Below are 13,144 nucleotides of genomic sequence, written 5' to 3'. Positions count from 1 at the left end.
GCGCAGCACTGGGCGCAACAGCGCGAGCGCGGCAGCCTGCTGCTGATGCGCTTCACCGCCTGGGCGGCGCGCACCCTCGGCCGCCGCCTGCTGTCGCCGCTGCTGCACCTGATCGTGCTGTACTTCTTCCTCTTCGGCACACGCGCTCGCGGCGCCATACGCGAGTACCAGCAACGCCTGGCGCAGCACAGCGGTGACGCCTCGCTGAGCCCGAGCACCGGCCGCGTGTTCGGCCAGTTCATGGCGTTTGCCGACGCCATCCTCGACAAGCTCGACGTCTGGGCCGGCCGCCTGGATCTGGCCAGCATCGAACTGAACGACCCGCACAACCTGCGCGCGCAACTGCGCAGCGGCCGTGGCCAACTGCTGGTGGGCGCGCACCTGGGCAACCTCGAAGTCTGCCGCGCGCTGGCCGAGCTGGGCGAAAAGGTACGCATGAACGTGCTGGTGCACACCCGCCACGCCGAGCAGTTCAACAAGCTGTTGGGCGAATCCGGCGCCAGCCACCTGCGGCTGATCCAGGTGAGCGAGCTGGACCCGGCGATCATGCTGCAGCTGTCCCAGCGCCTGGACGCCGGCGAGTGGCTGGCGATTGCCGGCGACCGCATTCCGCTGCACGGCGGGCGCAATGTCGAGGTCGATTTCCTCGGCGCCCCAGCCGCCTTCCCGCAGGGCCCCTGGCTGCTCGCCGGGCTGCTGCAATGCCCGGCCAACCTGATGTTCTGCCTGAAGGAAGAGGGCCGCTACCGCGTGCACCTGGAACCCTTCGCCGAGCGCATCCAGTGGCGCCGCAGCGACCGCGCGGAGGTCCTGAAACACTGGACCCAGCGCTACGCCCAGCGCCTGGAACACTACTGCCTGCGCGCGCCGCAGCAGTGGTTCAACTTCTACCCGTTCTGGAAAGCCCATGACGACAGCCACTGAAGCGCCGGTTTTCGGCCAAGGCCACCTGAGCATCGAACAGATCGTCGCCCTCGCCGAGCGCCGCGTCGAAAGCCGCCTGGATGACGACGCCGAGTTCCGCGCACGGATCGCCCGCGGCGCGCAGTTCCTCGACACCCTGCTGGACAAGGAAGGCGTGATCTACGGCGTCACCACAGGCTACGGCGATTCCTGCGTGGTGGCCGTGCCGCTGGAGCACGTCGAGGCGCTGCCGCAGCACCTGTTCACCTTCCACGGCTGCGGCCTGGGCAAGCTGCTGGAGCCGGCCGCCGTGCGCGCCGTGCTCGCCGCGCGCCTGCGTTCGCTGAGCCACGGGGTTTCCGGCGTGCGCCTGGAGCTGCTGGAGCGCCTGCACGCCTTCCTCGAACTCGACATCCTGCCGCTGATCCCGGAAGAGGGCTCGGTGGGCGCCAGCGGCGACCTCACCCCGCTGTCCTACGTTGCCGCGACCCTCGCCGGCGAGCGTGAAGTGCTGTGGCGCGGCGAGCGCCGCAGCGCCGCCGACGTCCACGCCGAGCTGGGCTGGCAGCCGCTGGTGCTGCGACCCAAGGAAGCGCTGGCCTTGATGAACGGCACGGCGGTGATGACCGGCCTGGCCTGCCTCGCCTATTCCCGCGCCGACTACCTGCTCAAGCTGGCCACGCGCGTCACCGCACTGAACGTCATCGCTCTGCAGGGCAACCCGGAACACTTCGACGAGCGCCTGTTCGCCGCCAAGCCGCATCCGGGGCAGATGCAGGTCGCCGCGTGGATTCGCCAGGACCTCGCCATCGACGCGCCGACAGCGCCGCTGCACCGCCTGCAGGACCGCTACTCGCTGCGCTGCGCACCCCACGTGCTCGGCGTGCTGGCCGACAGCCTGGGCCTGCTGCGGCAGTTCATCGAGATCGAGCTGAACAGCGCCAACGACAACCCGATCATCGACGCCGAGGACGAGCGCGTGCTCCACGGCGGGCACTTCTACGGCGGGCACATCGCCTTCGCCATGGACAGCCTGAAGAACCTCGTCGCCAACGTCGCCGACCTGCTCGACCGGCAGCTCGCGCTGCTGGTGGACACCCGCTACAACCACGGCCTGCCGAGCAACCTCTCGGGCGCGCCAGCGGAGCGCGCGATGATCAACCACGGCTTCAAGGCCGTGCAGATCGGCGCCAGCGCCTGGACCGCCGAAGCACTGAAGAACACCATGCCGGCCAGCGTGTTCTCGCGCTCCACCGAGTGCCACAACCAGGACAAGGTGAGCATGGGCACCATCGCCGCGCGCGATGCCCTGCGCACCCTGGAGCTGACCGAACAGGTCGCCGCCGCCACCCTGCTGGCCGCGCAACAGGGCGTCTGGCTGCGCTGCGGCGAAGCCGGCGCGCGCCCGCTGCCGGCGCCACTGGGCGGCATGCACGAACAGCTTGGCCAGGACTTCCCGCCATTGATCGAGGACCGCGCCCTGGAAAGCGAACTGCGCCTGTGCGTGGAACGCATCCGCGCGCGCCACTGGGGGCTCTATGCGTAAGGCCGGCGTACTGCAGGCCGAGGTGGAAATCCTCGTGCCGTTCTTCGACGTCGACATGATGGAAGTGGTCTGGCACGGCCACTACGTCAAGTATCTGGAAGTCGCGCGCTGCGCCCTGCTCGACAGGCTCGACCACAACTACTCGCAGATGCGCGAGGCCGGCTACGCCTGGCCGGTGATCGACCTGCAGCTGCGCTACGTGCGCGGCGCGCGCTTCGGCCAGCGAATCAGCGTGCGCGCCGACCTGGTGGAGTGGGAGAACCGCCTGAAGATCAACTACCTGATCAGCGATGCCGAGACCGGCGAACGCCTGACCCGCGCCAGCAGCACCCAGGTGGCGGTGGAGATTGCCAGCCGCGAGATGCAGATGGCCTCGCCCGCGGTGTTCATCGACGCCGTGCAGCGCGCGCTGGAGGCCGAAACATGCTGAAGCGCGCTCTGCTGGTCTGCGGCCTGCTGCTCGCACCTCTGGCCCACGCCTTCGACCTGCCGCAACTGGCCGCGCAGCTCGGCAAGCCGGCGGTGGTGCGCGGCGAGTTCGTCCAGGAGAAGCACCTGCGCTCGCTGCCGCAGCCGCTGGTGAGCAAGGGCCACTTCGTCCTCGCCAAGCAACATGGCCTGCTCTGGCTGCTGAAGACGCCGCTCAAGCAGGACTACCGCATCGACGACCAGGGCATTGCCCGGCGCGACGCCAACGGCTGGCAGCAACTGCCGCAACGCAGTGCCAGCGCACAGCAGAACCGCCTGTTCCTCGCCGTACTGGAGGGCGATAGCAGCGGGCTGCAGCGCGACTTCGACCTCGCCCTGAGCGGCGAGGCGAACGACTGGACACTCACCCTGACCCCGCGCGCCGTGCTGCTCAAGCAGATCTTCGACAGCATCGAGATCGCCGGCGGCGAACTGGTGCAGCGCATCGAGCTGCACGAAGCCCAGGGCGACCGCACCGTGCTGCGCATGACCAGCAGCCAGCCCGGCGACAGCCTGACCGATGCGGAGCGCAGCGACTTTGCCCGCTGAGCGGCAGCAGTGGCTGCCGCGCCTGGTAATCGCCGGGCTGCTGGCGCTGCTCGCCCTCGCCGCCTGGCAATGGCGCGGCGCCGCGCCGCTGAGTACCGACCTGCTGGAGCTGATCCCCGGCGGTAGCCGCGACGCCTTGCAGAAGCAGGCCGAGCAGCGCATGCAGGAGCCGCTCAACCGCGAGTTGCTGGTGCTGGTCGGCTACCCCGAGCGTGATACTGCCATCGCCCACGCCCGCGAACTGGCCGAGCGCTGGCAGGCCAGCGGCCTCTACGAAAAGGTCCAGTGGGGCGTGCAGGCCGACCTGCCGGCCCTGCGCGAACAGCTGCGCGCCGGCCGCCTCGCGCTGCTCAATGCCGATGACCGTCGCCAGCTCGCCGATGAGCCGGATGCCTTCGTCCAGCAGCGCGTCGAACAACTCTTCGACCCCTTCTCCGGCTTCGGCCTGCTGCCCAACGACCAGGACTGGTTCGGCCTGGCCCTGCGCATCCAGCACCACCAGCCGCTGACGGCCAAGGTGCAGCTGGACATCGGCAGCGGCGCGCTGGTCGCCGAAGACGATGGGCGCAGCTGGGTGCTGCTGCGTGCGCGCACCCGCGCCGACGCTTTCGACATGAACCTGCCACGCGCCGTGGCCGCGCAGATCGCCGAGGCGCGCCAGCAGCTGGCTGCCGATGGCGGGCAGATAGTCGCCGCCAGCGGCCTGCTCTACGCCGCCGACGGCCAGCGCCAGGCCAGCCGCGAGATGACCTGGGTTGGCGGCGGCGCCGCACTGGGCACCCTGCTCCTGCTGCTGCTCGCGTTCCGCCGCGTGCGAGCACTGCTGGCCTTCCTCCCAGTGCTGGTCGGCGTGCTGGCCGGCGCCACTGCGTGCATCGCGCTGTTCGGCAAGATCAACCTGCTCACCCTGGTACTCGGCGCCAGCTTGATCGGCGTGGCCTCGGACTACCCGCTGCACTATCTATCCAAAGCCTGGACTGCCACTCATTGGCAGCCGTGGCGCGCGCTGAAGCTCAGTCAGCGCGGGCTGTTCCTCAGCCTTGCCACCAACCTGATCGGCTACCTCGCGCTGGCCTGCACGCCCTTCCCGGCGCTGACCCAGGTGGCGACCTTCTCGGTGGCCGGCCTGCTCGCCGCCTACCTGTGCGTGATCGGCCTGCTGCCTCTGCTGCTGCGCGGTAATGCCATCGCTCCGCAACCGCTGCTGCTCTCGCTGGGTGAACGCCTGATCGGCCTGCGCCAGTCCTTGCTCCGGCGCACCGGCAGTTGGCCGCTGCTCGCAGTGGTCGCGCTGTTCTGCGCCGGCGGGCTGTGGCAACTGCAGGTGAAGAACGACCTGCGCCAGTGGCTGGGCGCCAAGCCGCAACTGCTCAGCGAAGCGCAGGCCGCAGCGCGCATCACCGGCTACCAGCCCACCAGCCAGTTCTTCCTGGTCCGCGCCGCCGATGAAACCCAGCTGCTGCAACGCCAGGCCGAACTGGCGGCGCGGCTGGACAAGCTGGTCACCTCCGGCCAGCTCAAGGGCTACCTCGCACTCAACCAGCTGCTCGCCACCGCACAGCAGCAACAGCAGGCCCGCGAAGCCCTGCGCCAGTTGCCGCAACACTGGCAGGCGCTGATCGACCTCGGCATTCCCCAGGCCGCACTGCAAGCCGAACTGGAGCAGCTGGAAAAACTCCCGCCGCAGTCCCTCGATCAGGCTCTGCAAGGCCCTCTGGGCGAACCCTGGCGACCACTGTGGCTGGGCACGGTAGACGGCGGCGTGGCCGGGCTGGTGAGCCTGCAGGGCCTGTCCGATGCCGGCGTGCTCGCCGAGCAGGCCAAGGGGCTGGAGGGCGTGCAGCTGGTAGATCGCCTCGGTGAGCTGAACCGCCTGTTCGCCGCCACCCAGGTCAGCGCCACCGAACTCAAGTTGCTCTCCTGCGTGCTGATCTTCGCCCTGCTGCTCAAGCCCTTCGGCCCGCGCGGCGCGTTGCGCATCGTCCTGCTGCCGCTGCTGGCGGCGCTGTGCAGCCTTTCCAGCCTGGGCTGGCTGGGCCAGCCGCTGACGCTGTTCAGCCTGTTCGGCCTGCTGCTGGTGACCGCCATCGGCGTGGATTACACAATCCTCATGCGCGAACGCGTCGGCGGTGCGGCAGTGAGCCTGGTCGGCGTGCTGCTGGCGGCCATCACCACCTGGCTGTCGTTCGGCCTGCTGGCGCTGTCGGCCACACCGGTGATCAGCAACTTCGGCCTGGCCGTGGGCCTGGGCCTGGGGTTCTGTTTCCTGTTCTGCCCCTGGGCAGGTGAAAGCGACCGAGAAGGAGCTCCGGCATGCTGACGATCCTCTTCTGGCTGGCCATGCCGCCGCTGTTCGCCGTGGCGGTGATCGGCGGGAGGCGCCTGCGTCTGCTGCCCATCGTCAGCCAGCTGCTGGTGGCCGGCCTGCTGCTGCCGCTGCTGTTCGTCGTGCTGCAGAGACAGGGTTTCGAGGTGCGCACGCTGGTTACCGCGCCCTGGCTCAAGCCGCTTTACGACATCGGTTTCGCGCTGCTGCTGGGGCACATCCTCAGCGACGTGATCGACCTCGACGTCAGCCGCCAGAGCCTGAAGATCGCCCTGCCCAGCTTCGCCGTACCGCTGGCCTGCGGCATGGCCAGCGCCTGGTGGCTTCTGGGCGTGCGCGAGGGCATGAGCGTGCTGGGCATCGGCCTGCTGTTCTCGATCACCGCGATCCCGGTGCTCTACCTGTTCCTGCGCAACATCGACTACCCCGAGGACGCCACCCGCCGCCTGATGCACGCGGCGGTGCTGATGGACCTGTGGTGCTGGAGCCTGTTCGGCCTGGCCCAGGGCAGCAGCGATCCGTCCAAGCTGGTCTGGCCACTGCTGGCCGGTGTGGTGCCGCTGTTGCTGCGCCTGCTCGGCGTGCGCCAGCACCTGGCCTACAGCCTGCCGTTCTTCGGCCTGATGATCGCCTTCCAGCACTGGCACCTGAACACCCTGGTGTTCGCCATCACCTGGCTGATGGCCCAGGCCGCGGTGCGCCAGCCGTTCCGCCTGCCGATCTCGCCCCGCGCGGCGCTGGCCCTGCAGAACTACCTGCTGGTGCCGCTGGTGCTGGCCTTCGGCATCCTGCAGATCGACTTCCACAATGCCCTCGCCAACTACTCCTGGCTGTACCTCGGGGCGCTGCTGGCGCTGCCGGTAATCAGCAAGCTGGCTGGCAGCTGGCTCGGCCTGCGCTGGGCGCTGCCAGGCGCAAGCCTGGGTGAACTGTGGAAGGAAAGCCTGCTGCTGAACATTCGCGGGCTGACCGAGATCGTCTTCCTCAACCTGTTGTTCCAGCAGGGCCACATCGACTCGCTGCTGTATTTCAGCCTGCTGCTGATGAGCCTGTTCGCCACCCTGCTGCCCGCCCTTTGCGGCGTGCGTCGTCCACGCGCCGCCAGCACTTCCCAGCCAGATTCCCAGGATGCCCACCCGGCAAGGAGCCCCTCCGATGTCACTCGCTGAATCCTCTACCGGCGCAGCACTCGAACAACGCACCGTCGTCGTGATCGGCGCCGGCCCGTCCGGCGCCATCGCTGCCGCCCTGCTCAAGCGCAAGGGCCACGACGTGCTGGTGCTGGAGCGCCAGCGCTTCCCGCGCTTCTCCATCGGCGAGAGCCTGCTGTCGCACTGCCTGGACTTCGTCGAGGAAGCCGGGATGCTCGACGCGGTGCTCGCCGCCGGCTTCCAGATCAAGCACGGCGCGGCCTTCGGCTGGGGCGAGCGTTACACCGCATTCGACTTCCGCGACAAGTTCACCGAAGGCAAGGGCACCACCTTCCAGGTCCAGCGCGCACGCTTCGACCAGTTGCTGGCCGACCAGGCCGAGCTGCAGGGCGCGGAAATCCGCTACGAGGAAGAGATCGTTGCCGCCGACTTCGCCGGCGCCTGCCCGCGCCTGCGGGTGCGCCGCCTGGACGGCAGCGAGTACGAGGTGGAGTGCGCCTTCGTCCTCGACGCCAGCGGCTACGGCCGCGTGTTGCCGCGGCTGCTCGACCTCGAAGCGCCGTCGGGCTTCCCGGTGCGCCGCGCAGTCTTCACCCATGTTGAAGACCGCATCGACGCGCCACACTTCGACCGCGAGAAGATCCTCATCAGCATCCACCCCGAGGAACGCGGCATCTGGTACTGGACCATCCCCTTCAGCGATGGCCGCACCTCGGTCGGCGTGGTCGCCGAGGACCGCCACTTCGAAGGCAAGCTGGATGACCTGGACGCCTGCCTGAAGGGCTTCTACGACGCCGCGCCGAACCTGCGCCCGCTGCTGCAGAACGCCGTGTGGGACACCCCGGCGCGCACCCTCGGCGGCTACTCGGCGAACGTGAAGCGCCTCGCCGGGCCGGGCTTCGCCCTGCTGGGCAACGCCGCGGAATTCCTCGACCCGGTGTTCTCCTCCGGCGTCACCATCGCCATGCGCTCCTCCAGCATGGCGGCCAACCTGCTCGACCGTCAGCTCAAGGGCGAGACGGTGGACTGGGAGAACGACTTCGCCAAACCGCTCAAGCGCGGCGTGGATACCTTCCGCGCCTACGTCGAGGGCTGGTACGACGGCAGCTTCCAGGACGTGATCTTCTACGAGAAGGCCACTCCGGAAATCCGCCGGATGATCAGCTCGATCCTCGCCGGCTACGCCTGGGACACGCGCAATCCCTTCGTCGCCGAACCGCAGCGTCGCCTGCGGGTGCTCTCCGAAATCTGTGCCAGCTGAAAGGACAAGGACTGTCATGACTCGCCCCGCCAACACCTATGTCGAGGAAACCCGCTTCGGTTTCTGGTTCCTGCAAAGCCACACCTGGCAGCACCACGTGCTGCGCGTGGCGATCAACGATCTGAAGCGCCTGGTCAGCTGGGACATCCCGGCCAACCCGGTGCTGCTCGACGCCGGCTGTGGCCAGGGCCGCTCGTTTCGCCTGCTGCGCGAGGCTTTCAAGCCCGGCCGCCTGATCGGCCTCGACGCCGACCCGCACAGCCTCGATTGCTCGGCCGTGGAAGCGGCGCGGGAGAACGTCGAGGTGGAACTCAACTGCGCCGACTGCGCGGACCTGATGCTGCCCTCGGCCAGCGTCGACATCCTGTTCTGCCACCAGACCTTCCACCACCTGGTGGAGCAGGAGCGCGCGCTGCAGGAATTCTGGCGCGTGCTCAAGCCGGGCGGCCTGCTGCTGTTCGCCGAGTCCACCGAGGCGTACATCGATACCTGGGTGATCCGCTGGTTCTTCCGCCACCCGATGCACGTGCAGAAGAGCGCCGCGCAGTACCTGCAGATGCTCCGCGAACAGGGCTTCGAGTTCAGCGAGAAGAACGTCTCCTACCCCTACCTGTGGTGGAGCCGCGCCAGGGACTTCGGCCTGCTGGAACGCTGGGGCCTGCGCAAGCCGAAGCCGTTCGGTCAGCGCGAGGAAACCCTGGTCAACGCCGTGGTGCGCAAGCCCCTGGAGAGCCGCTGAGCATGATCCGCTGGCTGAGTCTCGCCTTGGTCCTGCTGCTGGCAGGTTGCGCCCAGCATGCGCCGCTACCGTCGGCATTGCCGCCGCTGGCGACGCCGCTGCAGCTGCATATCCAGCGCGAACAGGCGGGCGCCAGCCAGGACTGGTTGCTGGTCATTCAACAGGAAGGCGCCACGTTGCGCTGGTCGCTGATCGATCCGCTGGGCATCCCGTTGTCGCGCCAGCTGCTGCGCGACGGCGAATGGAGCAACGACGGCCTGCTGCCGCCCAACCCGGAAGCACGCGAGCTGTTCGCCGTGCTGCTGTTCGCCCTCACCCCGCCGGACCAGCTCGCCGCGCACTACCAGCCGGCGGACTACCGGACGGATGGCGCCACCCGCCAACTGCAACAGGGCTGGAAGATCACTTACCGTTCGGCGCAGGATTTCACCCTGGAATCCGCCGACATCCGATACCAGGTGACGCCCCTGAACAGCGAGAGCGCCGCACCATGACCGCCACGCACCGCAACGTGAGCTATCTGAACGAGCTGGGCCTGATTTGCGCGCTGGGCAACGACCGCCGCGAAGTGGCCGCCGCGCTGCTGGCAGGCGAATCCGCCGGCATGCAGGTGCAGGCCGGTTGGGTGCCGGGCCGCAGCCTGCCGGTGGGCACGGTGAAGGCGCGCCTGGCGGCGATCCCCGACAAGCGCCACGACACCCGCAACAACCGCCTGCTGCTGGCCGCCGCCACGCAGATCGACCCGGCCATCCGCGCAGCCATCCAGCGCTACGGTGCGGCGCGTGTGGCGGTGGTGCTTGGCACCAGCACCTCGGGCATCCAGGAAACCACCCAGGGCGTACGCCACCACAGCCTGCACGGGCGGTTGCCCGAAGGCTTCCACTACTCGCACCAGGAGCTGTCGGACCCGGCCGTGTACCTCGCCGACCACTACGAACTGGCCGGCCCGACCTACGTGATTTCCACTGCCTGCACCTCCAGCGGGCGCGCCCTGCAGAGCGCCCGGCGGCTGCTGGACCTGGGGCTGTGCGACGCGGTGCTGTGCGGCGGCGTGGACAGCCTGTGCGAGCTGACGCTGAACGGCTTCGGCGCGCTGGAGGCGGTGTCGGATCAACCGTGCAACCCGTTCTCCGCCAATCGCCAGGGCATCAACATCGGCGAAGGCGCCGCCTTGTTCCTGATGACCCGCGAGCCCGGCGCAGTGGCGCTGCTTGGCTGCGGCGCCAGTTCCGACGCGCACCATATTTCCGCCCCCGAACCGCAGGGCCGCGGCGCCCGCGAGGCGATGCGCAAGGCGCTGGCCGAAGCCGGCCTGCAGCCCGAGCAGATCGCCTACCTCAACCTGCACGGCACCGCGACAGTGCACAACGACGCCATGGAGAGCCTCGCCGTCAGCGCCGAGTTTCCCGCCGGCGTGCCCTGCTCCTCGACCAAACCGCTGTCCGGGCATACCCTCGGCGCCGCCGGCGCGCTTGAAGCGGCGTTCTGCTGGCTGCTGCTGGGCGAACACAACCCCGAGCGGCGCCTGCCGCCGCAGCGCTGGGATGGCGTCGCCGATGCACAATTGCCGAAGCTGAACCTGGTGAGCGATGACGCGCCGCGTCTGCCGGACGCCGGCCCGCGCTACCTGATGAGCAACTCGTTCGCCTTCGGCGGCAACAACATCAGCCTGATCCTGGGCGAGATGAGCAAGGATTCTGGAGTGACCCGATGATCGACTGGCCGATCGCCTCGCTGCTGCCCCACGCGGGCGACATGATCCTCATCGACGAAGTCCTCGACTTCGGCGACGAGGACATCCGCACCCGCCTGACGGTGCGCCCCGGCGGTCTGTTCAACGAAGCCGACGGCAGCCTGCCGGCCTGGGTCGGCGTGGAGCTGATGGCACAGAGCGTCGCCGCCTACGCCGGCTGCCAGGCGCGCTCGCGCGGCGAGCCGGTGGAGCTGGGTTTCCTGCTCGGCACCCGCCAGTACCAGTGCGACGTGGCGAGTTTCCCGGCCGGCGCGCAAATTACTATCCATGCCATCCGCACCCTGCAGGACGACAACGGCATGGGCGTCTTCGAATGCCATCTGGAAGGGCCGGACATCAAGGCGCTGGCGCGCCTGACCGTGTTCCGCCCGCCAGAGGTTGCCAGCTACCTACAAGAACCTTCTCTCGCTGATCAGAAAACCGAGAACCGAGAGCCGAAAGAGCCAAGCGTATGACTGACTCCATCCTCGTAACCGGCTCCAGCCGTGGCATCGGCCGCGCTATCGCCCTGCGCCTGGCCCGGGCCGGCTTCGACCTGGTGCTGCACTGCCGCAGCGGCCGCGCCGAAGCCGACGCCGTGCAGGCCGAAATCCAGGCCCTCGGCCGCAGCGCCCGCGTGCTGCAGTTCGACGTGGCCGACCGCGAAGCCGCGCGCAACATCCTCGAAGCCGACGTGGAAGCCCACGGCGCCTATTACGGCGTGGTCTGCAACGCCGGCCTGACCCGCGACGGCGCCTTCCCCGCACTCACCGAGGAAGACTGGGACCAGGTGCTGCGCACCAACCTCGACGGCTTCTACAACGTCCTGCACCCGGTGATGATGCCAATGATCCGCCGCCGCCAGCCGGGACGCATCGTCTGCATCACCTCGGTTTCCGGACTGATCGGCAACCGCGGACAGGTCAACTACAGCGCCTCGAAGGCCGGCGTGATCGGCGCCGCCAAGGCGCTGGCCATCGAGCTGGGCAAGCGGAAAATAACCGTGAACTGCGTGGCGCCGGGGCTGATCGACACCGCCATGCTCGATGAGCAGGTGCCGGTGGAGGAAATCCTCAAGATGATCCCCGCCCAGCGCATGGGCACCCCGGAGGAAGTCGCCGGCGCGGTGAACTTCCTGATGTCGGCCGAGGCCGGCTACATCACCCGCCAGGTGCTGGCGGTCAACGGAGGGCTGTGCTGATGAAGCGCGTGGTCATCACCGGCATGTCCGGCATCACCTCCCTGGGTTCGGACTGGGCGAGCATCGAGGCGAACTTCAGCGCCAGCCAGAGCGGCATCCGCCGCATGGACGACTGGGACCGCTTCACCGAACTGAACACCCGCCTGGCCGGCCCGGTGCTGGACTTCGTGGTGCCCAAGCACTGGACCCGCAAGCAGCTGCGCAGCATGGGCCGCGTCTCGCGCCTGTCGGTGGGCGCCGCCGAACGCGCGCTGGCCGATGCCGGGCTGCTGGGCGACGAGTCCATCCGCGACGGCCGCATGGGCGTGGCCTGCGGCTCGTCCACCGGCAGCACCGACGAGATCAAGGCATTCGGCAACATGCTGCTGAACTCGGTGGCCGACGGCCTCAACGCCAACTCCTACGTGCGCATGATGCCGCACACCACGGCGGCGAATATCAGCATCTTCTTCGGCCTCACCGGCCGGGTGATCCCCACCTCCAGCGCCTGCACCAGCGGCAGCCAGGGCATCGGCTACGCCTACGAGGCCATCCGCTTCGGCCGCCTGCCGCTGATGCTCGCGGGCGGCGCCGAGGAGCTGTGCCCGACCGAGGCCATGGTGTTCGACGCACTCTACGCCACCAGCCTGAAGAACGACGCCCCGCACACCACACCGCGCCCCTACGACAGCGGTCGCGACGGCCTGGTGATCGGCGAAGGCGCCGGCATGCTGGTGCTGGAGGAACTGGAACACGCCCTGGCACGTGGCGCCCATATCCACGCCGAGATCGTCGGCTTCGGCAGCAACGCCGACGGCCAGCACACCACCCGCCCGGAGCAATCGACCATGCGCCGCGCGATGGAGCTAGCGCTGGAAGACGCCGGCCTCGCGCCCGACGCCATCGGCTATGTGAACGGCCACGGCACCGCCACCGAGCAGGGCGACATCGCCGAGACCCTGGCCACCAGCGAACTGTTCGGAAATCGCATGCCGATCAGCTCGCAGAAGAGTTTCCTGGGCCACACTCTGGGAGCGTGCGGCGCGCTGGAGTCGTGGTTCAGCATCGAGATGATGAACAGCGATCGCTATGTGCACACCCTCAACCTGGACGAGATCGACCCGCGCTGCGGCGACCTCGACTACCTGCGGGGCGAGCCGCGCGCGATGAACAACGAGTACGTGATGAACAACAACTTCGCCTTCGGCGGCATCAACACCTCGCTGATCTTCAAGCGCTGGCGCTGAGGCGTACCTCGACGTTACGAGCAACGACCCTGCAAGGAGAGC

At 68.6% G+C, this 13,144-nt stretch carries 13 protein-coding genes; all 13 read left to right on the top strand.

The annotated features are described in order from the left end of the window. Nucleotides 1-45: 45 nt before the first annotated feature. From QO207_RS03380 to QO207_RS03320, 13 genes are read left to right on the top strand one after another with little or no spacing between them, the layout of a single operon-like run. Nucleotides 46-924 (top strand): glycosyl transferase, encoded by an 879-nt coding sequence (locus tag QO207_RS03380; RefSeq protein ID WP_301531526.1) that lies wholly within the window; start codon nucleotides 46-48, stop codon nucleotides 922-924. Then, entirely contained in the window at nucleotides 908-2,449 is a 1,542-nt protein-coding gene (gene hutH / locus QO207_RS03375) for a histidine ammonia-lyase (protein WP_301531178.1), read from the top strand. The genes QO207_RS03380 and hutH overlap by 17 nt, the downstream gene beginning before the upstream one ends. Next, nucleotides 2,442-2,879, top strand: a complete 438-nt coding sequence (locus QO207_RS03370; protein WP_301531177.1) for a thioesterase family protein — start codon at nucleotides 2,442-2,444, stop codon at nucleotides 2,877-2,879. Before hutH ends, QO207_RS03370 begins: the two co-directional genes overlap by 8 nt. Further along, a complete protein-coding gene (locus tag QO207_RS03365; RefSeq protein ID WP_301531176.1) occupies nucleotides 2,873-3,466 on the top strand; it encodes an outer membrane lipoprotein carrier protein LolA in 594 nt (197 codons plus the stop codon). Before QO207_RS03370 ends, QO207_RS03365 begins: the two co-directional genes overlap by 7 nt. Then, nucleotides 3,456-5,786 carry an MMPL family transporter gene (locus QO207_RS03360; protein ID WP_301531175.1) on the top strand — a complete coding sequence of 777 codons (2,331 nt, stop codon included), beginning with the start codon at nucleotides 3,456-3,458 and terminating at the stop codon, nucleotides 5,784-5,786. Before QO207_RS03365 ends, QO207_RS03360 begins: the two co-directional genes overlap by 11 nt. After that, the gene (locus QO207_RS03355) at nucleotides 5,780-6,961 is read left to right on the top strand and encodes a sodium:proton antiporter (RefSeq protein ID WP_301531174.1); all 1,182 of its coding nucleotides are present in this window, start codon (nucleotides 5,780-5,782) and stop codon (nucleotides 6,959-6,961) included. The genes QO207_RS03360 and QO207_RS03355 overlap by 7 nt, the downstream gene beginning before the upstream one ends. Beyond that, entirely contained in the window at nucleotides 6,948-8,204 is a 1,257-nt protein-coding gene (locus QO207_RS03350) for an NAD(P)/FAD-dependent oxidoreductase (RefSeq protein WP_301531173.1), read from the top strand. Before QO207_RS03355 ends, QO207_RS03350 begins: the two co-directional genes overlap by 14 nt. A gap of 16 nt (nucleotides 8,205-8,220) precedes the next feature. After that, the gene (locus QO207_RS03345) at nucleotides 8,221-8,943 is read left to right on the top strand and encodes a class I SAM-dependent methyltransferase (protein ID WP_301531172.1); all 723 of its coding nucleotides are present in this window, start codon (nucleotides 8,221-8,223) and stop codon (nucleotides 8,941-8,943) included. 2 nt (nucleotides 8,944-8,945) lie between these two features. After that, a complete protein-coding gene (locus QO207_RS03340) occupies nucleotides 8,946-9,437 on the top strand; it encodes a DUF3261 domain-containing protein (RefSeq protein WP_301531171.1) in 492 nt (163 codons plus the stop codon). Continuing rightward, nucleotides 9,434-10,657, top strand: a complete 1,224-nt coding sequence (locus QO207_RS03335; protein WP_301531170.1) for a beta-ketoacyl-[acyl-carrier-protein] synthase family protein — start codon at nucleotides 9,434-9,436, stop codon at nucleotides 10,655-10,657. Before QO207_RS03340 ends, QO207_RS03335 begins: the two co-directional genes overlap by 4 nt. Continuing rightward, on the top strand, nucleotides 10,654-11,151 hold the full coding sequence (locus QO207_RS03330; protein ID WP_301531169.1) for a hotdog family protein: 498 nt from the start codon (nucleotides 10,654-10,656) through the stop codon (nucleotides 11,149-11,151). The genes QO207_RS03335 and QO207_RS03330 overlap by 4 nt, the downstream gene beginning before the upstream one ends. Continuing rightward, a complete protein-coding gene (gene fabG / locus QO207_RS03325) occupies nucleotides 11,148-11,876 on the top strand; it encodes a 3-oxoacyl-ACP reductase FabG (protein WP_301531168.1) in 729 nt (242 codons plus the stop codon). The genes QO207_RS03330 and fabG overlap by 4 nt, the downstream gene beginning before the upstream one ends. After that, nucleotides 11,876-13,102: a beta-ketoacyl-ACP synthase gene (locus QO207_RS03320; RefSeq protein WP_301531167.1), complete on the top strand. Its 1,227-nt coding sequence runs from the start codon at nucleotides 11,876-11,878 to the stop codon at nucleotides 13,100-13,102. Before fabG ends, QO207_RS03320 begins: the two co-directional genes overlap by 1 nt. Nucleotides 13,103-13,144 lie beyond the last annotated feature (42 nt).

The organism is Pseudomonas sp. CAN1 (genome assembly GCF_030462585.1).
In the GTDB taxonomy this organism is placed as follows: domain Bacteria; phylum Pseudomonadota; class Gammaproteobacteria; order Pseudomonadales; family Pseudomonadaceae; genus Pseudomonas.
This window is presented reverse-complemented; position numbering and strand designations above follow the sequence as displayed.